We start from the raw sequence: 21,781 nt of genomic DNA, 5'->3' as shown, positions 1-21,781 counted from the left end.
GCCGTGATCAGTCCTGTCCGGCCTGAGCGGGCGTCGCCGTCACCAACTCGGCCTCGTCCTTGCCCGCTTGCTGTGCCGGCGGGCGGCCCGGCAGGAACAGGGCGACGACCACCGCGCCGATGACCGCGACGCCCGCGCCGCACAGGGCGGTGACGTGCATGGCGTGCAGGAACGCGTCGTTCGCCGGGGTGATGAGGGCCTTGCCCTGCGGTCCGAGCTTGGCGGCGACGCCGAGGGTGGCCTCGATGGACTCGCCGGCGGTGTGCCGCAGCGGTGCCGGGACGAGGGAGAGCTTGTCCTCGATGCCGTTGCGGTAGGCCGTGGAGAGCACGGAGCCGAGGACGGCGATACCGAGGGCGCCGCCGACCTGGCGGAAGGTGTTGCTGAGCGCGGACGCGGAGCCCGCCTTCTCGCGGGGCAGCGCCTGCATGATGACGACGCTGGTCGGGGTCATGATGTGCGCCATGCCGGTGCCCATCAGGAAGAAGATGACCTCGAGGATCCAGATCGGCGTGTCGGCCTCCAGCGTGGCGAACGCGGCGAGCATCGCGGCGATGATCACGAGGCCGGCGGTGCAGGTGGCGCGGTTGCCGAAGCGGTCGACGACCAGCCGGGCGCGGGGCGCGAAGATGATCTGGGCGGCGGCCAGCGGGAGCATCAGCAGGCCGGTCTGCAGCGGCGAGTAGCCGCGCACGCTCTGGGTGTAGAAGACCGAGAAGAAGGTCACGCCCATGAGCGCGAAGAAGACCAGCGCGATGGCCGAGATGGCCGCGGAGAAGACCTTGTTCTGGAAGTACGAGACGTCGATCGACGGGTGGTCGCTGCGCTTCTCGAAGATGACGAAGCCGATGAGGACCACGAGACCGGCGCCGATGGTCGCGAGGACCTGCGGGTCGGTGAAGTCGGCGAGCTGACCGCCCTTGATGATGCCGTAGACGAGCAGGACGAGGCCGACGACCGAGAGGACGACGCCGACCGGGTCGAGGCGTCCGGGGTTCGGGTCGCGGGAGTCGGGGACCAGCCAGACCATCAGGCCGATCGCGAGGATCACGATCGGGACGTTGATCAGGAAGACGGAGCCCCACCAGAAGTGGTCGAGCAGGACACCGCCGGTGATCGGTCCGATCGCGATGGCGAGGCCGACGCCGCCCGCCCAGATGCCGATGGCCTTGGGCTGCTCGTCCCGCTCGAACACGTTCATCAGGACGGCGAGGGTCGCGGGCATCACGAAGGCGGCGCCGAAACCCATCAGTGCGCGGAACACGATCAGCTGGACCGGCGAGCCGGACTCGGCGGCGAGCGCGGATCCGATGCCGAACACCGCGAGACCGGCGAGCAGGACCTTCTTGCGGCCGAGCCGGTCGCCGAGGAGCCCCGCGGTGAACAGCAGTCCGGCGAAGACGAGCGTGTAGGCGTTGATGGCCCACTCCAGCTCGCCCTGGGTGGCGCCGAGACCGGTGGGTGCCGGGGTCGAGATCGTCTTGATCGCGACGTTCAGGATCGAGTTGTCGAGCACCACGATCAGCAGGCTGAGCATCAGCACGCCGAGGATCGCCCAGCGGCGCCTGTGCACCGCCTCGGGCACGCGCCGTTCGGACGGAGGAGCGGAAGTTGTCATGGGGAACACCCTAGGGGATATTCGATACGGCACCGTCTCGTATCGGAAAGGCTTTACGCAGAACTTACGAACGGACCGGGGGCCGTCCCCGGGAGGACGGCGTCTCCGGTCGGAGCCGGACCGCCCGGAGAGCCGCAGTGGCGAAGCAGACACCGGGGCGGCGGGCCCGGTCTAGCCGCGCGTGGCACGAGATGCCACCATGGAGGTGATCCGGGGACGCCGTCAGGGCGCCACGAGATGACAGAAGGAGCCGTTGCCATGACGCAGCTTTCGGCTGCCCAGAAGCAGCCTGCGGATGGTGCCCTCAAGGCCACCGACAGCAGCAAGGCGCTGTACGGAGGAAAGAGCACCCGCCGCATCACGGTGCGCGACATCACCGCCGCCAAGGAGCGCGGCGAGAAGTGGCCCATGCTGACGGCCTACGACGCGATGACCGCGTCCGTCTTCGACGAGGCCGGCATCCCGGTCATGCTCGTCGGCGACTCGGCCGGCAACTGCCACCTGGGGTACGAGACCACCGTCCCCGTCACCATGGACGAGATGACCATGCTGTCCGCCGCGGTCGTACGGGGCACCAGCCGTGCCCTGATCGTCGGCGACCTGCCCTTCGGTTCCTACCAGGAGGGTCCGGTGCAGGCGCTGCGCTCGGCGACCCGGCTGGTCAAGGAGGCCGGGGTGGGCGCGGTCAAGCTGGAGGGCGGCGAGCGCTCGCACCGCCAGATCGAGCTGCTGGTGGAGTCGGGCATCCCGGTGATGGCGCACATCGGCCTCACCCCGCAGTCCGTCAACTCGATGGGCTACCGCGTGCAGGGCCGGGGCGAGGAGGCAGCGCAGCAGCTGCTGCGGGACGCCAAGGCCGTCCAGGACGCGGGCGCCTTCGCCGTCGTCCTCGAACTGGTCCCGGCGGAGCTCGCGGCCGAGGTCACGCGCACGCTGCAGATTCCGACCGTCGGTATCGGCGCGGGCGCGGAGACCGACGCGCAGGTGCTGGTGTGGACCGACATGCTCGGTCTGACCGGGGGCAAGGTGCCGAAGTTCGTCAAGAAGTACGCCGACCTGCGCCAGGTCATGGGCGACGCGGCCCGCTCGTTCGCCGAGGACGTGGTCGGCGGGACGTTCCCGCTCGACGAACACTCCGTCCACTAGCACCACCGGGCCCCTCCGGGCTCCTGAGCCACTGTGGCACCAAGGCAACCCGCCGATCTTCCCCCGTCGGCGGGTTGTCGCCTTTCCCGGCTCGCCCACCGGGCTCTTCCGCACGCTGTCGGCCGCTCTCCCCCGCCCTGTCGGCCGACTGTCGGCGACCTATCGGTAGCAGTCGGCGTGCTGTAGGCGTCCTGTCGGTCGTTTGTCGGTGGCGGCTGACACCTTGTGGACATGACGCGAATCGACAACACGCCCCGACAAGCTGCGACCGGCCGCAGCGCCGTCACCGTGCGGGGTCTGGTCAAGCACTACGGCGCGACCAAGGCGCTGGACGGGGTCGACCTGGATGTCCGCGAGGGCACCGTCCTCGGCGTACTGGGCCCCAACGGCGCCGGCAAGACCACCCTCGTCCGCTGCCTGTCCACCCTGGTCACCCCGGACGCCGGACAGGCCACGGTCGCCGGGTACGACGTACTGAAGCAGCCCCGGCAGCTGCGCCGGGTGATAGGGCTGACCGGCCAGTACGCCTCGGTCGACGAGAAGCTCCCGGGCTGGGAGAACCTCTACATGATCGGGCGGCTGCTCGACCTGCCGCGCAAGGACGCCCGCAGGCGGGCCGACGAGCTCCTGGAGCGCTTCTCCCTCACCGACGCCGCCAAGCGCCCGGCGTCCACGTACTCCGGCGGTATGCGCCGCCGGCTCGACCTGGCCGCCTCCATGATCGGCAGCCCGGCCGTGCTGTACCTGGACGAGCCGACGACCGGCCTCGACCCGCGCACCCGCAACGAGGTGTGGCAGGAGGTCAAGCGCATGGTCGCCGACGGCGTCACCGTGCTGCTCACCACCCAGTACATGGAGGAGGCCGAGCAGTTGGCCTCCGAGCTGACGGTCATCGACCGCGGCAAGGTCATCGCGAACGGCATGGTCGACGAGCTGAAGGCCCGTGTCGGCGGCCGCACGCTGCGGATCCGCCCGCTGGACCCGCTGCAACTGCGCCCGCTGGCCGCCATGTTCGACGAGATGGGCCTCACCGGCCTCGCCACGACGATCGTGGACAGCGAGACCGGCAGCGTGCTGGTCCCGATCCTCAGCGACGAGCAGCTCACCGCCGTCGTCGGCGCGGTCACCGCGCGCGGCATCACCATCGCCGCCATCTCCACCGAACTGCCCAGTCTGGACGAGGTGTTCCTGTCCCTCACCGGCCACAAGGCCAGTGCCCCGCAGGACGAGATCCCCGCCCGCGCCTACGAGGAGGTCTCCGCATGAGTACCGCCGTCCTGGAAGCCCCCCTCGCCGCCGAGGGCGACTCCCGCATCTCGCCCCGCGCGCACGCCCGCCACATCGGCGCCCTGGTCCGCCGCAACCTGCTGTGGATCCGGCAGGACCCCGAGTCGATGTTCGACGCGGTCCTGATGCCGGTCGTCTTCACCCTGCTCTTCGTGTACGTCTTCGGCGGTTCCATCGGCCAGTCCCTGGGCGGCGGACAGCAGCAGTACGTGCAGTACGTCGTGCCCGGCCTGCTGGCCATGATGGGCATGAACATCGCGACAGCCGTCGGCACCGGCTTCAACCAGGACTTCCACACCGGCGTCATGGACCGCTTCCGGACCCTGCCGATCGGCCAGGGGTCCGTGCTCTTCGCCAAGATCGTGGTGGAGCTGATGCGGATGCTCGTCGCCACGACGATCCTCCTGGTCGTGGGCGTGCTCGTCGGCTTCGACATCGAGAACTGGCCCGGCCTGTTCGCCGCCGTCGGACTCGCGACGCTGTTCGGCTCCGCCCTGATGTGGATCTTCCTGGTCCTCGGCGTGACGATGAAGAACGCCCAGTCCGTCCAGGCGATGGGCTTCCTGGTCCTGATGCCGCTCCAGTTCGGTTCGTCGATCTTCTCGCCCACCCAGACCATGCCGGGCTGGCTGCAGAACTTCACGGACTACAACCCGCTGTCGGCGCTCGCGGACAGCGCGCGTGGCCTGATGGTCGGCGGCCCGGTCGCCCACGACCTGTGGGTGACGCTGGCCTGGACCGCCGGGCTCACGGTGGTGATGGCGCCGATCGCGATCCACAAGTTCCGCACCAAGAGCTGACGTTCGCAGCGGGCCACGGCCTCCGGAGCCATGGCCCGCCGGTTCGCGTCGCGTCTCAGACGAGGGCGGCGGCCTCCTCCGCGGAGAGGCCGTCGCCCTCCGCGTACGCGGCCGCGAAGTCCGCCTCCTCCAGCAGGGCACGCGCCCCCGTCTCGGCCTGCCGGCGCACCTCCGCCTCCATCGGGCCGGCGAAGTGCCCCGGCGGCAGCAGCCCGTCGGCGGCGCCCAGCAGCCGGGCCGCGTCACGGGCCCGGCGACCGCCGTCCAGGCCGGTGAGCGCGATGGCCGCGGTGGTCAGGTGCGCGGAGACCATGTGCGGGGCGATCATCTTGGCGAGCGGGTCGATGGACTGCCGCACCGCACGGCGCGCGTTGTCCAGCGCGCTCTCGTACCGCCCGTCGATCGTGTCGAGCCAGGCCTCCAGGCCGACCACGAACCCGTCGAAGACCATGAAGGTGCTGGCGCCGAACTGCTCGCGCAGCAGGCGCAGTTGCTCGCGCGCCTCGGTGACGCGGTCGCTGCGGCCCAGCCAGGTCGTGAGGAAGAGCCGGGCGGCGGGCATGGCTTCGTTGTGGGCGCCGTTGCCTTCGGCCAGCACCTCGCGCAGCATCCGCTCGCCCTGCTCGGCGTCCCCCAGCTCGATGCGCATGCTGGCGAGCCGGACGGTCAGCACCGCCTTCTGGGCGCGGGCGCCGAGCTGCTCGGCGTACCGGGCGGCCTCCGCGTAGTCCGCCGCGGCGGCCGCGTAGTCACCGGTGCGTTCGTGGGACTCGCCGCGGGCGGAGAGCGACTCCGCGGCCCCCCAGGCGTCGCCGATCCGGACGAAGATCTCCAGCGCGTCGTCGGCGTCCGCGGTGGCGTCGCCCGCCAGGTCGGAGCGGTTGGCGTGGATGTTGGCCCGCATCTGGAGGGCGGCGGCCAGCTCCCACTCGTAGCCGAGTTCGCGGCAGGTGCGCACCGACGCGTCGATGACCGCGGTGACCTGTTCCAGGGTGCCGGTGAGGAGCACCGCGTAGAACCAGAGGTTGCCGGGGCTGCGGCAGGTCTGCGGGGTGCCCGGTTCGTAGGTCGCCGCGATCGTGCGGAGCTTGTCCCGCGCCTCGGGGGTCTGCCAGGCGTCCATGTCCATGTCCATATAGGCGAGATGGAACAGATGGACACCGCGCCGGGCCTCGTCGAGGATCTCCGCGCGCATCGGAGGCGGCGCGTCCGTGCACCGCTCGTACAGCGGGGGGACCGGCATGGCGGGCGGCAGGAAGGGGTCGGGGCCGAGCGCCATCACCTCCCGGGACCAGGCGCGGGCGTCGACGCGCTGGTCGCGGATCTGCCAGTACCAGGCCAGCGAGAGGACCATGCACAGGGACTCCTGCTCGTCCCGTGCGGCGACCGCGCGGCGCAGGGCGGTGCGCAGGTTCTCGTACTCCCGCTCGATAACCTCGATGGCGGCCCGCTGCTCGGGGCCGCGCAGCAACGGGTCGGTGGTGCGGGCGAGTTCGCGGTAGTACGTGAGGTGGGCGCGCTCGGTGGTCTCGCGGCGGCCGGACTCGTCGAGGCGTTCCGCCGCGTACTCGGTGACGGTCTCCAGCAGCCGGTAGCGCATTCCTCCCTCGCCCGAAGGGGCCGCGACGACCAGGGACTTGTCGACCAGGGAGCCGAGGACGTCCAGTGCGGCCGGGCCGCAGACGGCCTCGGCGGCGGCCAGGTCGCAGCCTCCGGCGAAGACGGACAGCCGCCGCAGGGCGTCCCGTTCGGCCGCGTCGAGCAGGTCCCAGGACCAGTCGACGACGGCGCGCAGGGTCTGCTGGCGGGGCAGTACCGTGCGGCTGCCCGAGGTGAGCAGCCGGAATCGGTCGTCGAGCCGGTCGGCGATCTGCCGGGGGGTGAGCATCCGCAGCCGGGCGGCGGCGAGTTCGATGGCGAGCGGGAGCCCGTCGAGGCGGTGGCAGATCTCCGCGGCCGCCTCCGGATCGTCCTCGACGCGGAAGCCGGCACGGGCGGCGGCGCCCCGGTCGGCGAGCAGCCGCAGCGCGACGGGCTCCGGCAGTGGTTCCACGGGGCGCACCAACTCCCCCGGCACGCCGAGGGGTTCGCGGCTGGTGGCCAGGACGGTCAGTCCCGGACAGCGTTCCAGGAGTGCCTCGGCGAGGTGTGCGGCGGCGTCGACGACGTGTTCGCAGTTGTCGAGGACGATCAGCATGCGGCGTCTGCCGCAGTGTTCGGCGAGCCGGGTGAGCGGGTCGTCGTGCCGGTCGGCGACGGCCCGCATCTCCTCGGCGCCGGCGCCGCGCAGCACGGTCTCGCGGGCGCCGACGGCGGTCAGGACGGCCTCGGGCACGGCCTTCGGGTCGTCGACGGGGGCGAGTTCGGCGAGCCAGACGCCGTCCGGGAGGGCGGGGGCGAGGGCCTCGGCGACCTCCTGCGAGAGCCGTGTCTTGCCGGCTCCGCCCGGCCCGAGCAGCGTCACGAGGCGGGCGCCCGCGAGGTCCCCGCGGATGGCATCGATGTCCGACTCGCGGCCGACGAAGGAGGTGAGCCGGGCTCGCAGGTTGCCGGGCGGCAGGGCGGCGGGAGGAACCGGGTTCGCCGTACCCGGCGTGTGGGCGGCGCCGTCCGGGTCCGGGCCCGCGCCGTTCCGGGAGGGGGCACCCGGGCCGGTGCCGGCCGTTCCCGGGGCGGCCGTCGCGGCGGCGCCCGGGGAGAAGGGGAGGAGCCCGGCTGCCGGGCCGGGGCGGGCGCCCGCGGTGGCGCGCGAGTCCGCGGGGCCGCGGGCGGGGCCGGTGGCGTGACCGTCCCGGGCGGAGCCGGGCGCCGCCCGGTCCACGGTGGCCGGCCGGGTCCGCCCCGGGGTTCCGGCCGGTCCGGGAACCGTGTCCCAGGTCAGGAGTTCGGCGTGCAGGGCGCGCAGTTCCGGGCCCGGATCGGAGCCCAGCCGGTCGGCGAGGAGCGCGCGGACGGACTCGTAGGCGGCGAGGGCGGCGGCGGGCCGGCCGGCGTCGCGCAGGGCGCGCAGCCGCAGGACGTGCAGTGGCTCGTCGAGCGGATGCAGATCGCACAGGGCGCTCAGTTCGGGCAGCACCTGCTCGGCCCGGCCCAGCGCGAGGGAGGCGGTCAGGCGGGCCCGGAGGACGTCGAGCCGCCGGGTCTCCCAGCGGGCGGACTCGGCGGTGCGGTCCGGGAGATCGGCGAGGGCCGGGCCCTGCCACAGGGCCAGGGCGTCGTCCAGCACGGCGGCGGCCTTGGCGGGGTCGCCGTCGGCGAGGGCGCGGGCACCCTCCCCCGCGAGCCGCTCGAAGCGGTTCAGGTCGATGTCGTCGGCCGCGGCGGCCAGCCGGTAGCCGCCGTCCACCGACTCGACCGCGTCCGCGCCGAGGGCCCGGCGCAGCCGGCCCACCAGTGCCTGGAGCGCGCCGGGCGCGTCGGCGGGCGGGTCGCCGTCCCACACCTCGTCGACCAGCACGGCCGCGGAGACGGTCCGTCCGGGCCGCAGCGCGAGGACGGTCAGCAGGGCGCGCAGCCGCGCGCCGCCGACCGGAACGGCCGTGCCGTCGGGGCGGAGTGCCTGGGTGGTTCCGAGGATGCGGTAGCGCACGGGGTCCATTGTCTCCGGTGGCCTGGGGTGCGGGGTCGGGGCGGTCGGGTTCGGCATGGACGGGTGCGGAACGGGTGCGGAACGGGCGGCTCCGGTCCTGTCGCGCCGCCGCTGCCGCTGCCGCTGCCGCGCCACCGGACGTACCCGGTGGCCGCCGGACGTACCCGGTGGCCGGCCGGCCTCCCTCGGCCCCTGCGCCCGCCGTCTCCGGGACACGGCCGCTTCGGCGGCCCGGCCCGGTGGCCGCCGCGCCCGTCCGGCCGGTGACGTGGGCGCGGTTGTCCGCCCCTACCCTCTCCGGAACCAATACCCGATGGCGAGACGTTTTCCGCGTGAGCCCGGTACGGTCGGGCAGGCCCGAGCACCGTCGTCGTCAGTCCAGCCAGTCCAGGGAGCCCCATGACCACCGCCGCGACCCGCCGCAGCGACCGGAGGATCAGCCCCGTCTTCGTCGGGATCGTGGCCGTCATGGCGGTGACCGCCTGGGCGACCTGGACGGGATTCGCCGAGCAGCCCGGTCTGGCCGTCTTCCTGTTCGTGACGGCCGCCTGGATCGTCTCCCTGTGCCTGCACGAGTACGCGCACGCGCGCACCGCCCTGCACAGCGGCGACATCTCGATCGGCGCCAAGGGCTATCTGACGCTGAACCCGCTGAAGTACACGCACGCCCTGCTGAGCATCGTGCTGCCGGTGATCTTCGTGATCATGGGCGGGATCGGCCTGCCCGGCGGCGCGGTCTTCATCGAGCGGAACCGCATCCAGGGCCGCTGGAAGCACAGCCTCATCTCGGCGGCCGGTCCGCTGACGAACGTGCTGTTCGCCGTCGTGTGCACGGCGCCGTTCTGGCTCGGCGGCCTGGACGGCGTCCCGGACGCGTTCCGCTACGCGCTGGCGTTCCTCGCCCTGCTCCAGGTGACGGCCGCGATCCTGAACTTCCTGCCGGTCCCGGGCCTCGACGGCTACGGCGTGATCGAGCCGTGGCTGTCGTACGGCATCCGGCGCCAGGTCGAGCCGTTCGCGCCGTTCGGTCTGCTCGCGGTGTTCGCCGTGCTGTGGATCCCGTCGGTGAACACCGCGTTCTTCGACGCGATCTACTCGATCCTCGGCGGCCTCGGCATCGACGACGTGCAGCGCTACTGCGGTCAGGACCTCTACCGCTTCTGGGACGGCGTCGACGAGTTCTGCACCGTCAGTCGCTGACCGGACCGGAGCCCTCACGCACCCGGCCGCGGCGCGCGTAGTACCAGGTCATGTTCGAGGACAGGCCCGCGAGCAGGACCCACACGACGCCGAGCCAGCTGCCCTGGACGAACGAGACGACGGCCGCGGCCACGGAGAGGACACAGACGGCGAGGGCGTAGAGAGCGAGGCGGGGCATGGGGTCGGCTCCTGTCGGGGGGACACTGCTTGTCACCAGTGTCCCCCACGCACCCGGCCCGGCCAGCCCCGGACCGTCGGCGTCCCCCGTGCGGCCCTCGCCGTCCCGGGGCCCGTCTCAGACGTCCGTCACCCGCAGGCCCGCGTGGGCCTTGTAGCGCCGGTTGACCGAGATCAGGTTGGCGACCAGGGACTCGACCTGGTGGGCGTTGCGCAGCCGGCCCGCGAAGACGCCGCGCATGCCGGAGATGCGGCCGGCGAGCGCCTGCACGATCTCGACGTCGGCCCGCTCCTCGCCGAGGACCATCACGTCGGTGTCGATCTGCTCGATCGCGGGGTCCGCGAGCAGCACGGCCGAGAGGTGGTGGAAGGCCGCGGTGACGCGGGAGTCGGGCAGCAGGGCGGCGGCCTGTTCGGCGGCGCTGCCCTCCTCCGGCTTCAGCGCGTAGGCGCCCTTCTTGTCGAAGCCGAGCGGGTTGACGCAGTCGACGACGAGCTTCCCGGACAGTTCCTCGCGCAGCGCGGCGAGGGTGTCGCCGTGGCCCTCCCAGGGCACGGCGACGATCACGATGTCGCTGCGGCGCGCGGTCTCCGCGTTGTCGGCCCCCTCGACGCCGTTGCCGAGCTCGTCGGCGGCGGCGCGGGCGCGGTCCGCGGCGCGCGAACCGATGATCACCTTCTGTCCCGCCCGGGCGAGCCGGTAGGCGAGGCCCTTGCCCTGCGGACCGGTGCCGCCCAGCACGCCGACGACGAGCCCGGACACGTCGGGCAGATCCCAGGGGTCCTTGGCGGGGGCCTTCTGTGCACTGTCAGTAGAGGTCATGGGCCGACCTTACGTGCGCGGACGGGCGCCCCGCGTGTCAGGTGGCGGTGCGCCCGGGTGAGCGCGGTCACCCGAGCGCGGTCACCGGGACGCGCCGGAAGGTGACGGTCTCGTACGCGCCGAAGTCGCCCGTCTCGTAGAGGAGTCCGACGGTTGTGGCGTCCACCCGGACGAGGTCGGAGTACGCGGCGGGCAGTCCGTCCACGGTGTGCGCGGTGCGCCAGGTGGTGCCGCCGTCGGTGGAGGCACGGAGGGTCATCACCGCGCGGAACTCGGGGTCGGCGGGCCCGGAGTACAGCAGCAGGTCGGGGTCGCGGAGCTGGAGCAGGCTGCCCTCGACGACGGGCGTGACGAGGCCGGCCTGCGGGCGGAAGGGCTTCTCCAGGGTGCGGCCGCCGTCCCGGGAGTACGCGTCGGCGCGGTTGCCGGGCGACGGGGAGTCGTTGCGGGTGTTGAAGTACAGCCTGCCGTCGGGGAGTTCGGCGGCGGTGGTCTCGTTCACGTTCACGTAGCCGTTGGTGTTCTCGTCGAGGTAGCCGAGGTACCAGGTCGCGCCGCGGTCGTCGCTGAGCAGGCAGTGGCCGCTGTTGTACTTCGCCTCGGTGCCGTTGTCCGTGCCGGTGGGGGGCAGGGTGTGGTTGCCGGGGACGACCACCCGGCCGGAGCGGAGCTGGAGGGCGTGCCCGGGTGTGGTGGCGTACCAGCGCCAGCCGGCTTTCTTCACCTGCCCGGTGATCTCCTTGAGTCCGGACCAGGTGAGTCCGTCGTCGTCGCTGTGCTGCACCCACACGCGCCGTCCGTCGGCGGCCTTCACCTTGCCGCGCAGCAGGGCGTCCTCGGTGGCGGTCGCGGCGGCGCGGACGTGGACGAGCAGGACGCGGCCGGTGTCGAGGACGACGGGTGCGGGGTTGCCGGCGAGGTTGACGCCGTTGCGGGCGACGGCCTGCGGCGGTCCCCAGGTGCGGCCGCCGTCCACGGACCGTTTGAGGACGATGTCGATGTGTCCGTGGTCGCTCGCGGAGCCGACCCGGCCCTCGCAGAACGCCAGCAGCGTGCCCGCCCCCGTCACGACGACGGCGGGGATCCGGTAGCTCGCGTAGCCCTCCCGGCCGCCCCGGAAGGGGACGCTCACCGCCGGGTCGGTCGCGGCGGGCGGCCCGTCGGTGCCGGTCGGCGGTGGTCCCGGCTCCGTGCTGGTGCCGGTGCCGGGCCCGGTGGTGCTCGGATCTGTCATGGTCGGGCTCCTTCGCGGTGGCCGGTGGGGTCGGTGGTGCGGGCATGTCCCCATGTCGGGCGAATTCGGGGTGAACTCCGGGTCACGAAGCGCCGGTTGCGCGAGGATGCGGCCATGGACGCCGTACGGGTCGCATTGCTGCGCGAGGTGCTTGCCGGAACCGAGTGGCTGGGGGCCACCCGCCGGTTCGGGGGGACGCTGCGGGGGTCCGTGGTGTCGCACGGCGGCGGGCTGCTGCTGGTCGGATCCGAGGGGTACGAGCCGTGGCATCTCGCGGCCCATCTGGTCGACGAGGCGGCGTGGTCGGGGACTCCGGAGCTGGCGCCGACGCTGGTGCGGCACGGCGCGCGGGAGTCCGATCCGGCGCATCTGGCGGTGGGCCTCGGCCGGATCGAGGCCGCGCGACGCGGGGAGACACTGCTGGTGGTGGCGCCGGACGCGCCCGGGGCCCCGCTGCTGGAACGGGTGCACGACGCCCGCCGGGCCGGGGCGACGGTCCTCGCCCTGTCGGCCGTCGGCGGCGAACTGCCCGCGCTGGCCCACGAGTCGCTCACGGTGCCGCCCGCCCCTGAGCTCGACCTCGACACCGTGCAGCATCTGGTCGGCGCGGCGGCCGGGGAGAACGCGCTGCCCTCGCCCCGGGGCCGCCGCCGCCTGCGCGACCGGCTGTCCCACCTGGCCGACCAGGTGACGGCGCCACCGTCGTACCGCTGGTAGCCGACCCGTACCCGGCTCCGGTCCCGAGGCCGCCGACGGACCGGCGCAGCGGACCGCCGCTGCCGCCGGCCGGGGAAAAAGGATTTGCCCGCCTTCCCCTTTCCGCAGAGCATGGCCCGTCGTGAGTGATGACACCCCTGCCTCCCCGTTGCGCGCCCTGCTGCCCGATCTCGCGCCCTGGCGGACCTCCGCCGACTTCCGGCGGCTGTGGGTGGCGGGCCTCGTCACCGGTTTCGGCAGCTTCCTGACGTTCGTCGCGCTGCCCGTGCAGATGAAGGAGCTCACCGGGTCGACGGCCGCCGTGGGTGCGATCGGTGCGGCCGAGCTGATCCCGCTGATCGTCTTCGGGCTGTACGGCGGTGCCCTCGCCGACGCCCTGGACAAGCGCAAGCTGATCGTCACCACGGAGGCGGGACAGGGTGTGCTGAGCGCCGCCCTGCTCCTCAACGCGGTCCTGCCGCATCCCGCGGTGTGGCCCCTGTACGTGATCGCCGCCCTGTCCGCGGCCCTCAGCGCCGTGCAGCGTCCCGCGATGGACGCCCTCACCCCGCGGATCGTGGCCCACGAACACCTGACGGCCGCCGCCGCGCTCAACTCGCTGCGCTGGACGGTGGGCGGCGTGGCCGGACCCGCGCTCGCGGGCGTCGTCGTGGCGTACGCGGGACTGGGCTGGGCCTATGCCGTCGACCTGGTGACCTTCGCCGTGTCGGTGGTCATGATCGCCAGGATCGCCGCGTCCCCCGCCTCCCACGAGGCGGCGAAACCGTCGCTGCGGTCCATCGCGGAGGGCGCCCGGTACGCGTGGAGCCGCAAGGAGCTGCTCGGCACGTACGCGATCGACCTCGCGGCGATGTTCTTCGCGATGCCGCTCGCGGTGCTGCCGTTCCTCGCGGACGACCTGGACGCCGCCTGGTCGCTGGGCCTGATGTACGCGGCCCTGCCCGCGGGCGCCCTGGTCGTCAGCCTGACCAGCGGGTGGACCTCGCGGATCCACCGGCACGGCCGGATGGTGGCGCTGGCGGCCGTCTGCTGGGGCCTCGCGATGGTCGGCGCGGGTCTGGTGCACAACGTCTGGCTGGTGCTGTTCTTCCTCGCGCTCGCGGGCAGCTGCGACATGGTCAGCGGGATCTTCCGGGCCGCGATCTGGAACCAGACCATCCCGGACGAGCTGCGCGGACGCCTCGCCGGGATCGAACTGCTGTCGTACTCCGTCGGGCCCCAGCTGGGCCAGGTGCGCTCCGGCGGGATGGCCGCGTGGACGACCGTACGGACGTCGGTGTGGGCCGGTGGGGCGCTGTGTGTCGCGGCGGTGGGCCTGCTGGCCGTGGGCCTGCCGAAGCTGATGCGCTACGACGAGCGGACGAACGAGCACGCGCGCCGGATGCGGGCCGCGCGTGCGGCGTCGGTGGCCCAGGAGCCGTCGGTGCCCGCCGCCTGAGGCAGCGGGCCGGGGCGCTCGGCCCCGGGCCCGTCCGCGTCGTGCCCCCGGAGCCCGGGCCCGGTCAGTCGTCCTCGGAGCCCGGGGCCTTCTCCGACGCGTCGTGCCAGTTCGGGTCCGTCTCCCATTCGAGGTTGCGTTCGCGCGCGGTCTCCATCGCGTGCTGGGCCTCCTCGCGGGAGGTGTACGGGCCGAAGCGGTCCTTGGCCGGGCAGTCGGGGCCCTCCTCGACCTTCTTGTGCTCCAGGCAGTAGTACCACTCGCCGGGCTTACCGACCGTCCGCTTCTTGAACAGGGCCATCACCAGCTCCTTTCGCCAGGGACATGTTCCCCCATGACCGCTGGTTAGACTCGCTGGCATGTCTGGCCAGTCGCTGCTCGTACCAGGGGAGCTCTCCCCCACCCGTCCCGTGCCGGGAAACATCAGGCGCCCCGAGTACGTGGGCAAGCCCGCGCCCACGCCGTACACCGGCCCGGAGGTGCAGACGCCCGAGACGATCGAGGCGATGCGGATCGCCGGACGGATCGCCGCACAGGCGATGGCCGAGGCCGCGAAGCTCATCGCGCCCGGCGTCACAACGGACGAGCTGGACCGGGTCGCGCACGCCTACATGTGCGACCACGGCGCCTACCCGTCGACCCTCGGCTACCGCGGTTTCCCCAAGTCGCTGTGCACCTCGGTCAACGAGGTCATCTGCCACGGCATCCCGGACTCCACGGTGCTGCGCGACGGCGACATCGTGAACCTCGACGTGACCGCGTACATCGGCGGCGTGCACGGCGACAACAACGCGACCTACCTGGTCGGTGACGTGGACGAGGAGTCGCGGCTGCTCGTGGAGCGGACCCGTGAGTCCCTCGACCGCGCCATCAAGGCGGTCCGTCCGGGGCGGCAGATCAACATCATCGGGCGCGTCATCGAGTCGTACGCCAAGCGGTTCGGGTACGGGGTCGTGCGGGACTTCACCGGTCACGGGATCAACTCGTCGTTCCACTCCGGGCTGATCGTCCCGCACTACGACAGTCCGCACGCGACGACCGTCATCCAGCCCGGGATGACCTTCACCATCGAGCCCATGCTGACGCTCGGCACGCACGACTACGACATGTGGGACGACGGGTGGACGGTCGTCACCAAGGACCGCAGGCGGACGGCGCAGTTCGAGCACACGCTCGTCGTGACCGACTCCGGCACGGAGATCCTCACGCTGCCGTAGCGCCGGCCGTCCACGCGGCTGCGCCGTCCGGCCGTCGATCCCTTGAGCCCGCCCTGTCCACAGGGCGGGCTTTCCCATGTGGTTCGGGGCCAGAATCGGGGTACGGTTTTACCGACACGGTGTCGGGAAGGCTGTTGACTTAGGTAAGCCTAACCATAGAAGATACGAGGGATCTCGCACCAGTTCCCGCCCTTCTCCTCGGCCTCGGAGGCCCCATGAACGCGTCGGACACGTCGGACACGATGACGCCGGCGAGCACGCCCTTCTCGACGCTCATCCGCACCGCGTCGCACGAGCAGCACACCGAGGCGGAGACCTCGACGTTCATGAGCGACCTGCTCGGCGGCCGGCTGGGTGTCGAGGCGTACGCGCGCTACACCGAGCAGCTGTGGTTCGTCTACGCGGCGCTGGAGTCGGAGGCGGACACCGCGCGGCTGGCCGCCGATCCCGTGGCGGGCCCCTTCATCCGCCCGGAGCTGCTGCGCCGCGCGGCACTGGAGCGCGACCTCGCCCACCTCCGGGGTCCGGACTGGCGGGCCACGCTCACCGCGCTGCCCGCGACCCGGGCGTACGCGGACCGGGTCGCGGAGTGCGCCCGCGAGTGGCCCGGCGGCTATGTCGCCCACCACTACACGCGCTATCTCGGCGACCTCTCCGGTGGTCAGATCATCCGGGGCAAGGCGGAGCAGACGTGGGGCTTCAGCCGCAAGGGGGACGGCGTCCGGTTCTACGTGTTCGAGGGCATCTCCAACCCGGCGGCCTTCAAGCGGGGTTATCGGGAGCTGTTGGACGGGGTCCTGGCGGACGAGTTGGAGAAGCAGCGGATCGTGGCGGAGTGCAAGCGGGCGTTCGCCCTGAACACCGGGGTGTTCCGGGACCTCGGGGAGGAGTTCCCGCTCTCGGCGTGATCGTCTTCTTCGTCTTGTCGGGGCCTGGGGTTTTCCCCGGGCCCCTTTGCGACTCCCCTGCGGGGGGCGTCGGGTTCGGGGGGCTTGGGGTTCACCGGATGCGTGCGGGTGGGTGGGGGTCGGTCGCGCAGTTCCCCGCGCCCCTGACATGCCCCTGCGGGGGCCATCCGTTGGCGCCGTTCCAGGCCGTGCGGGCCGGTGGGGGTTGCTCGCGCCGTTCCCCGCGCCCCTGGGAGCCCCTGCGGGGCCCATCCGTCGGCGCCGTCGATCCCGTGCGGGGCCGTGGGGGTTGCTGGCGCCGTTCCCCGCGCCCCTGACATGGCCCTGCGGGGGCCATCCGTCGGCGCCGGCCAGGCCGTGCGGGCCGGTGGGGGTTGCTCGCGCAGTTCCCCGCGCCCCTGGCATGCCCCTGCGGGGCCGTGGGGGTTTCTCGCGGCGTTTCCCGCGCCCCTGACATGGGCCTGCGGGGCCGTGGGGGTTGCTCGCGGCGTTCCTCGCGCCTCTGACGTCGTGGGTCTCTCAGTGTTCGAGGTGGACTCGGCCGCCGACTTCCACCCAGTCGTTCGGCTGGGGGGCCGTGAGGAGTTGGGAGCCGTTGCCCTGGGTGATATTGAGGGCCCGGCCCAGGTGTTGGGTCAGGAGGATGGCCGCCGCTCCGGTGGCCTCGTCCTCGTCGATGCCGTCGTCGCGGCCGGGGAAGGCCCGGGCCCGTACCCGGCCGCCGGCCTCGTCCTGCCAGGCCCAGGCGTAGATCCACTCCCCCGGCGCGGGCACGGCCAGTGCGTCGACCTCGGCCACGGACGCGTACCGCTCGAGGGTGCGCGGCGGCGCCCATGCCGCGCGCGCCTCGATCCAGCTGAACTCGCCGTCCAGCCGGACCCCCACCACCCCGGCGGGCGTGACCAGTTCGGGCACGTCGAGCAGCCAGCCCACTCCGACGCAGGGGTGTCCGGCGAAGGGCAGCCGCAGGGTCGGCGTGTAGATGTCGATGACCCCGCGCTCGGGGTCGTCCACGAACACGGTCTCGCTGAACCCGAGTTTCGCGGCGAACTCCTGCCGCTCCGCCCGGTCCGGCATCACCGAGCCCTCGCGCACGACACCGAGTTCATTGCCATACCCGCCGTCGGGTCCGCAGAAGACCCGCAGCACGTCGTAGTCAGTCACTCCGGCATTCAAACACCACCCGGGCACGCGACCGCCCACCCCGGTCGGTTCCCCCTCCAGGGGGCCGCGTGCGGGGTGGGCGGTCGTGCGGCCGGGGATCAGGCCTGGCGGCGCCTGCGGACCGCGATGACCACGCCCGCGCCCGCCGCGACGGTGACCGCGGCCGCCGCGCCGAGGGCGCCCGTGGGGACGTCCGAGCCGGTGGAGGCGAGGGCGCCGGTCACGCCGCCCGTCGTGGAGCCGGTCGTGCCGCCGCCGCCGGTGGTGCCGGACGTCGTGCCGGAGTCGCCGGAGCCTCCGGTGCCGGAGCCGTTGCCCGAGCCGCCGTCGCCGTTGCCGTCGGGGAGTTGGGCGTCGTCGCTGAGGGCCACCGACAGGTCGACCGGGTCGAGGACGGTGCCCTCGGTGTAGAAGCCGCCGAAGGCCTGCGCGCCCGCCTTCGTCAGTTCGGCGGTGACGTCGTCGAGGCTGATGACGTCGTCCTCGGCCTTCAGGTCGGAGGTGCCCGCGGTGAGGTGCGCGAGGACGACGTCGTCACTGGTCCTACCGAGGCTCTCGACGTCGGCGGTCAGCTCGCCGGTGCCGCCGTCGAGCTCGACCGTGAGGCCGCTGAGGGTGAGGTCGAGTCCGTAACTGCCGTTCGCCTCATGGCCCTTGAAGTTCACCGCGCCCTTGAAGGCGGCCTTGAGGGTGTCGGCGTCGGTGTCGTAGGTTCCGGTGGCCTCGGTGAAGGTGAAGTCGCCGTTGCCGGAGGCCTGCGTCGCGCCGCCGGACGCCGTGATCCTGCCCTTCGCCGGGCCGTCCACGACGTACGTGCGGAAGGACTGCTTGACGCCCCAGCCGAGGGTGCCGTCGGCTATGTCGCCCTGGGTGGCGGCGCCGGTCTCGGAGGCCGAGGCGCTCGGGCTCGTGGTCTGCGAGGCGGAGGGCGACGCCGTGGAGGAGGCCGATCCGGTCGGCTTCGGGGAGGTCGACGTCGTCGGCGACGGGGACGTCGAGGAGGAGGGGCTGCCGGTCGGCGACGGGGACTGCGTCGGGGGCGTCTTCTGCACCACCGTGAGCGGGTCGCCCGCGGCCCCCTCGTAGCTCGCGCTGCCGAGGACGGTCGCCGCCTCCTTGGTCAGCCTGGTCTCCATGCCTGTCATGGTGCGGGTCACGGTGACGTCGGCGAGCGGGACGTCGTCCTGGGTGGTGCCGCCGCTCGTCACGTCGGCGGTGATCTCGGCGGCGCCGCTGTCGAACCTGACGTCGGACAGGGTGAGGTCGAAGCCGTGCAGCTTCGAGGCGATCTTCAGGCTGCCCGCGAAGCCGAGCCGCACGGCGTGGGTGTCGGAGTCGTAGGTGCCGGTGCCTCCGGCGAAGGTGAACGCTCCGTTGTCGGCGGCCTGGGTCGCTCCGCCGGCGGGCGTGAAGGAACCGGCCGCCATGCCGGTCACGTACGAGCGGTAGGACTGCTTGATGCCCCAGGTCAACTCGTAGTCCTTGAGCGGTGCTTCGGCTGCCGACGCGCTGGTGACGGCGAGGGCGCCGGCCCCCAGGGCGACCGCGACGGCGGCGGCGAGGGCGAGGGGGCGGCGGCGGCTGATGGCGGCCATGATCGTGGGTCTCCTCAGGGGTGGGCGCCCTCCGCCGGGGGGGCGGAGGGGCTCGATGGGTGGGTGTCAGTCCTTGTCCGCGGACGCGGGGGCCGATGCCGAGCCGGAGGCGTCCGGAGCGTCCGACGGGTCCGGCTCGGCTGCGGCCCGCGGGGCCTGCGCGGAGGGGGGACTGGTGCCGGCAGCGGTACCGGTGCCGGCCGAGGTGGTGGTCGGGGATGCCGCCGGCGGCCCGGACTCCGCCTCGTCGGCGGCGCCTTCCGCGCCCGGCGTCGCGCCCGGTGCGGGACGCCGACGGCGCCTGCGCACGATCACGAGGGCGAGGACCGCGGCGGCGGCGAGCAGGACGGCGGCGGCGATGCCGAGCGGCACGGCGGACCCGCCGTCCGAGGTGTCGCTCGCGGTGTTCTCCGTCCGGGGCGCGGCGGCGGCCTTCTCGTCGTCGGTGGTCCTCGATGCCTGCGGGGCGGGGGACGCGGAGGTGCCGAGGTCGGGCAGGGCGGGCAGTCGCGCGTCGTCGGTGAGGGCGACGGAGAGGGTCAGGGGGTCCATCGCGGTGCCGCCCCGGTACACCCCGCCGAAGGCTTTCGCGCCCCGGGAGGTCAACTCGGCCGGCACCTCGGCCAGTTGGAGCAGCCCGTTCTTCGGCGTCAGGTTCTTCGCCGCGAAGGTCACGAGAGGGACCTTCCTGCCGGTGAGTCCGGCGCTCGCGACGTCGGCGTACAGCGTGCCCCTGCCGTCGGCGACGGAGACGCGCAGTGCGCTCAGCCGCAGGTCGAGTCCCTGGTGTCCGGTGAAGCGCACGGCACCGTCGAAGGCGGCGGTCAGGGTGTGCTTCTTCTTGTCGTACGTGCCCTGCCCCTCGGGGAAGCGGAAGAGCGCGCCGCCGTCCTGGGCGCCGGCGGTCAGCGTCCACTTTCCGTCGGCGACGGGCCCGGTGACGTACTCGCGGAAGGTGCGGCGCACGCCCCAGTCGACGGCGCCGTCCTCGATCGCGCCCGACGCCGGCTTCTCGGCCGGGTGCTTCGACGTCGGCTCGGGCGCGGCGGTGGTCGACTGCCGGGGCGACGGCGCGGCCCGCACGTCGGCCTCCAGGCTCACCGGGTCGAGCGCGGTGCCCGCGGTGTAGTACCCCGCGAACGACCTGGCTCCTTGTGAAGTGAGCGTGGCGGGGAGGTTGTTGAGCCGGACGGCGGTGCCGCCGCCCTTCATGTCGATGCCGCCGAGGGAGAGCGTGGCGAAGGGCACCTGTGAGGACGTCGTGACCGCCCCGGTGCCCTTCGCCTTGCTGGTGATGTCGACGTAGAGCGTGCCGCCGCCGCCGGCGAGGCGGACGGTGGGGCGGCTGATCGTCATGTCGAGTTCGTAGGCGCCGCCGCTCTGCCGGTGTCCCACGAAGTGGACCCCGCCCGCGTACGAAGCGGTGAAGGCGCCGGTGCCGCCGTCGTACGAGCCGCTGGCCGAGTGGAAACGGAACTGGCTCGCGCCGACCGTGGCCGCGCCGCCGGTGAGCGAGAAACTCCCCTTCGCTATGGGACCGGTGACGTAACTCTGGAAGGACGACTTGATGCCCCAGTCGAGGCGGCCGCCCTGCACGGTGCGGCTCGCGGCGTGGGCGGCCGTGGCGGTGAGCAGAGCGCCCAGCACGGCCGCGCAGACCACGGCGGCCAGAGCCCTCAATCGCGCGGGCATGGATGTCCTCCGGATTCCGGTGCCTGAAGAGGCGGTAGCGGCTTAGGTAAGGCTAACCTAAACTATCGTCCGGATGGGTCGGAAGAGTACCGAGAGGAATGACGGGACAGTGCAACGCTTGCGCAGACGACTGGCGGGGGCGCTGTTGTCCGCCTTCACCCTCACCCTCACCCTGACCGCGTGCGGCGGCTCGGCCGGTCCCGCACCGGCGGCCGCGACCGCCGCGGCCCGGGGCGAGGGAGCGGCAGGAGCCAACCGCGTCGAGCCCCTGGCATCGCCGGGGAAGCCTCGACTCCCGGTCACCGTCCGCTCGTCCGGCGGCAGGAAGGTCACCGTCGAGAAGGCCGACCGGATCGTGCCGCTGTCCGGAAGCCTCAGCGAGATCGTCTTCACGCTCGGCCTCGGCGACCACGTCGTCGCCCGCGACATCACCGCCACCTTCGACCAGGCGAAGAAGCTGCCGGTCGTGACCCGCAACCACGACGTCTCCGCCGAGAGCGTCCTCTCGCTGCGCCCCGACCTCGTCCTCGCCGAGAGGACGACCGGACCCGACGAGGCCATGGAGCAGATCCGCGACGCCGGCGTCCCGGTCCTCGTCGTGGACCCGGCACAGAGCCTCCAGGACGTCGGCCCACGCATCCGGGCGGTGGCCGACGCCCTCGGCGTACCCGCCGCCGGGAAACGGCTGACGCAGCGGTCCGAGGACCGGATCGCCGCCGTGCGCGCGGCGGTTCCGGCCCACGCGGACCATCCGCGCGTGGCCTTCCTCTACCTCCGCGGGTCCGCCTCCGTCTATCTGATCGGCGGCCGGGGCTCGGGAGCGACGTCGCTGCTCGAAGCGGCCGGAGCGGTCGACGCGGGCGCCGCGTCGGGCCTGAGCAAGGACTTCACCGCCATCACCACCGAGGCACTGGCACAGGCCGCGCCCGACGCGATCCTCGTGATGTCCAAGGGCCTGGAATCGGTGGGCGGCGTCGACGGGCTCGTCAAGATCCCGGGCGTCGCCCAGACCCCGGCCGGGATGGAGCGCCGGATCGTGTCCGTCGAGGACGGCGTCCTGCTCAACTACGGCCCGCGCACCGACCAGGTGCTGAAGTCGATGGTGCGTCAGCTGTACGGGGACGCCGCGTGACCGCCGCCCGGCCGGCCCCGGAGACGGTCGCCGCACCCGCCGCC

18 protein-coding genes are annotated in these 21,781 nt (G+C 72.9%); 9 read left to right on the top strand and 9 right to left on the bottom strand.

All coding sequences use genetic code 11. The features are described 5' to 3' along the window. Nucleotides 1–7: 7 nt before the first annotated feature. On the bottom strand, nucleotides 8–1,618 hold the full coding sequence (locus OG406_RS28065) for an MFS transporter (protein WP_164373204.1): 1,611 nt from the start codon (nucleotides 1,616–1,618) through the stop codon (nucleotides 8–10). A 258-nt stretch (nucleotides 1,619–1,876) separates the two neighbouring features. Here OG406_RS28065 and panB point away from each other — a divergent pair, with 258 nt between their 5' ends. The 3 genes from panB (at nucleotide 1,877) to OG406_RS28050 (ending at nucleotide 4,851) form a co-directional block, all read left to right on the top strand. Further along, the gene (gene panB, locus OG406_RS28060; RefSeq protein ID WP_164373203.1) at nucleotides 1,877–2,764 is read left to right on the top strand and encodes a 3-methyl-2-oxobutanoate hydroxymethyltransferase; all 888 of its coding nucleotides are present in this window, start codon (nucleotides 1,877–1,879) and stop codon (nucleotides 2,762–2,764) included. A gap of 231 nt (nucleotides 2,765–2,995) precedes the next feature. Continuing rightward, on the top strand, nucleotides 2,996–4,030 hold the full coding sequence (locus OG406_RS28055) for an ATP-binding cassette domain-containing protein (RefSeq protein ID WP_164373202.1): 1,035 nt from the start codon (nucleotides 2,996–2,998) through the stop codon (nucleotides 4,028–4,030). Continuing rightward, nucleotides 4,027–4,851, top strand: a complete 825-nt coding sequence (locus OG406_RS28050) for an ABC transporter permease (protein WP_081216906.1) — start codon at nucleotides 4,027–4,029, stop codon at nucleotides 4,849–4,851. The genes OG406_RS28055 and OG406_RS28050 overlap by 4 nt, the downstream gene beginning before the upstream one ends. 55 nt (nucleotides 4,852–4,906) lie before the next feature. Here the strand turns inward: OG406_RS28050 and OG406_RS28045 are convergent, their stop codons facing one another. Beyond that, the gene (locus OG406_RS28045) at nucleotides 4,907–8,449 is read right to left on the bottom strand and encodes an AfsR/SARP family transcriptional regulator (RefSeq protein ID WP_329191015.1); all 3,543 of its coding nucleotides are present in this window, start codon (nucleotides 8,447–8,449) and stop codon (nucleotides 4,907–4,909) included. A gap of 390 nt (nucleotides 8,450–8,839) precedes the next feature. Here OG406_RS28045 and OG406_RS28040 point away from each other — a divergent pair, with 390 nt between their 5' ends. Continuing rightward, nucleotides 8,840–9,640, top strand: a complete 801-nt coding sequence (locus tag OG406_RS28040; protein WP_164373139.1) for a site-2 protease family protein — start codon at nucleotides 8,840–8,842, stop codon at nucleotides 9,638–9,640. Here the strand turns inward: OG406_RS28040 and OG406_RS28035 are convergent. From OG406_RS28035 to OG406_RS28025, 3 genes are all read right to left on the bottom strand, one after another. Further along, entirely contained in the window at nucleotides 9,630–9,818 is a 189-nt protein-coding gene (locus OG406_RS28035; RefSeq protein WP_081216909.1) for a hypothetical protein, read from the bottom strand. The two genes, OG406_RS28040 and OG406_RS28035, sit on opposite strands and share 11 nt — an antisense overlap. A 117-nt stretch (nucleotides 9,819–9,935) precedes the next feature. Continuing rightward, nucleotides 9,936–10,640, bottom strand: coding sequence for an NADPH-dependent F420 reductase (gene npdG, locus OG406_RS28030; protein WP_081216910.1), 705 nt, complete (start codon nucleotides 10,638–10,640; stop codon nucleotides 9,936–9,938). 67 nt (nucleotides 10,641–10,707) lie between these two features. Next, nucleotides 10,708–11,874 carry a sialidase family protein gene (locus OG406_RS28025; protein WP_329188410.1) on the bottom strand — a complete coding sequence of 389 codons (1,167 nt, stop codon included), beginning with the start codon at nucleotides 11,872–11,874 and terminating at the stop codon, nucleotides 10,708–10,710. Nucleotides 11,875–11,988: 114 nt separating this feature from the next. Here OG406_RS28025 and OG406_RS28020 point away from each other — a divergent pair, with 114 nt between their 5' ends. After that, on the top strand, nucleotides 11,989–12,591 hold the full coding sequence (locus OG406_RS28020; protein WP_164373135.1) for a hypothetical protein: 603 nt from the start codon (nucleotides 11,989–11,991) through the stop codon (nucleotides 12,589–12,591). A 121-nt stretch (nucleotides 12,592–12,712) separates the two neighbouring features. After that, a complete protein-coding gene (locus OG406_RS28015; protein WP_266613275.1) occupies nucleotides 12,713–14,029 on the top strand; it encodes an MFS transporter in 1,317 nt (438 codons plus the stop codon). A 64-nt stretch (nucleotides 14,030–14,093) separates the two neighbouring features. Here OG406_RS28015 and OG406_RS28010 read toward each other — a convergent pair whose 3' ends face one another. Beyond that, nucleotides 14,094–14,330, bottom strand: coding sequence for a hypothetical protein (locus tag OG406_RS28010; RefSeq protein ID WP_329188407.1), 237 nt, complete (start codon nucleotides 14,328–14,330; stop codon nucleotides 14,094–14,096). A gap of 58 nt (nucleotides 14,331–14,388) precedes the next feature. Here OG406_RS28010 and map point away from each other — a divergent pair, with 58 nt between their 5' ends. Then, on the top strand, nucleotides 14,389–15,246 hold the full coding sequence (gene map / locus OG406_RS28005) for a type I methionyl aminopeptidase (protein ID WP_164373133.1): 858 nt from the start codon (nucleotides 14,389–14,391) through the stop codon (nucleotides 15,244–15,246). 215 nt (nucleotides 15,247–15,461) lie between these two features. Then, complete coding sequence (locus OG406_RS28000; RefSeq protein WP_329188406.1) at nucleotides 15,462–16,154, top strand: biliverdin-producing heme oxygenase; 693 nt, start codon at nucleotides 15,462–15,464, stop codon at nucleotides 16,152–16,154. A 519-nt stretch (nucleotides 16,155–16,673) separates the two neighbouring features. Here the strand turns inward: OG406_RS28000 and OG406_RS27995 are convergent. From OG406_RS27995 to OG406_RS27985, 3 genes are all read right to left on the bottom strand, one after another. Then, complete coding sequence (locus OG406_RS27995) at nucleotides 16,674–17,318, bottom strand: PhzF family phenazine biosynthesis protein (protein ID WP_164373131.1); 645 nt, start codon at nucleotides 17,316–17,318, stop codon at nucleotides 16,674–16,676. A 98-nt stretch (nucleotides 17,319–17,416) separates the two neighbouring features. Continuing rightward, nucleotides 17,417–18,913, bottom strand: a complete 1,497-nt coding sequence (locus OG406_RS27990) for an HtaA domain-containing protein (RefSeq protein WP_329188404.1) — start codon at nucleotides 18,911–18,913, stop codon at nucleotides 17,417–17,419. A 66-nt stretch (nucleotides 18,914–18,979) separates the two neighbouring features. After that, on the bottom strand, nucleotides 18,980–20,605 hold the full coding sequence (locus tag OG406_RS27985; protein WP_329188403.1) for an HtaA domain-containing protein: 1,626 nt from the start codon (nucleotides 20,603–20,605) through the stop codon (nucleotides 18,980–18,982). Between the two features lie 73 nt (nucleotides 20,606–20,678). Between OG406_RS27985 and OG406_RS27980 the strand changes: the two genes are divergently transcribed. Beyond that, nucleotides 20,679–21,737, top strand: a complete 1,059-nt coding sequence (locus OG406_RS27980; protein ID WP_329188401.1) for a heme/hemin ABC transporter substrate-binding protein — start codon at nucleotides 20,679–20,681, stop codon at nucleotides 21,735–21,737. The last annotated feature ends 44 nt before the right edge of the window (nucleotides 21,738–21,781 follow it).

Origin of the sequence: Streptomyces sp. NBC_01428 (assembly GCF_036231965.1) — a bacterium.
In the GTDB taxonomy this organism is placed as follows: Bacteria; Actinomycetota; Actinomycetes; order Streptomycetales; family Streptomycetaceae; genus Streptomyces.
Note: the sequence above shows the minus strand (reverse complement) of the source record. Positions and strands in the feature narration are given on the sequence as shown.

Coding starts and splice junctions, on each gene's coding strand:
- OG406_RS28065 (WP_164373204.1), bottom strand. CDS start 1,618: ATGACAACTTCCGCTCCTCCGTCCGAACGGCGCGTGCCCGAGGCGGTG.
- panB (WP_164373203.1), top strand. CDS start 1,877: ATGACGCAGCTTTCGGCTGCCCAGAAGCAGCCTGCGGATGGTGCCCTC.
- OG406_RS28055 (WP_164373202.1), top strand. CDS start 2,996: ATGACGCGAATCGACAACACGCCCCGACAAGCTGCGACCGGCCGCAGC.
- OG406_RS28050 (WP_081216906.1), top strand. CDS start 4,027: ATGAGTACCGCCGTCCTGGAAGCCCCCCTCGCCGCCGAGGGCGACTCC.
- OG406_RS28045 (WP_329191015.1), bottom strand. CDS start 8,449: ATGGACCCCGTGCGCTACCGCATCCTCGGAACCACCCAGGCACTCCGC.
- OG406_RS28040 (WP_164373139.1), top strand. CDS start 8,840: ATGACCACCGCCGCGACCCGCCGCAGCGACCGGAGGATCAGCCCCGTC.
- OG406_RS28035 (WP_081216909.1), bottom strand. CDS start 9,818: ATGCCCCGCCTCGCTCTCTACGCCCTCGCCGTCTGTGTCCTCTCCGTG.
- npdG (WP_081216910.1), bottom strand. CDS start 10,640: ATGACCTCTACTGACAGTGCACAGAAGGCCCCCGCCAAGGACCCCTGG.
- OG406_RS28025 (WP_329188410.1), bottom strand. CDS start 11,874: ATGACAGATCCGAGCACCACCGGGCCCGGCACCGGCACCAGCACGGAG.
- OG406_RS28020 (WP_164373135.1), top strand. CDS start 11,989: ATGGACGCCGTACGGGTCGCATTGCTGCGCGAGGTGCTTGCCGGAACC.
- OG406_RS28010 (WP_329188407.1), bottom strand. CDS start 14,330: ATGGCCCTGTTCAAGAAGCGGACGGTCGGTAAGCCCGGCGAGTGGTAC.
- map (WP_164373133.1), top strand. CDS start 14,389: ATGTCTGGCCAGTCGCTGCTCGTACCAGGGGAGCTCTCCCCCACCCGT.
- OG406_RS28000 (WP_329188406.1), top strand. CDS start 15,462: ATGAACGCGTCGGACACGTCGGACACGATGACGCCGGCGAGCACGCCC.
- OG406_RS27990 (WP_329188404.1), bottom strand. CDS start 18,913: ATGGCCGCCATCAGCCGCCGCCGCCCCCTCGCCCTCGCCGCCGCCGTC.
- OG406_RS27985 (WP_329188403.1), bottom strand. CDS start 20,605: ATGCCCGCGCGATTGAGGGCTCTGGCCGCCGTGGTCTGCGCGGCCGTG.
- OG406_RS27980 (WP_329188401.1), top strand. CDS start 20,679: ATGGGTCGGAAGAGTACCGAGAGGAATGACGGGACAGTGCAACGCTTG.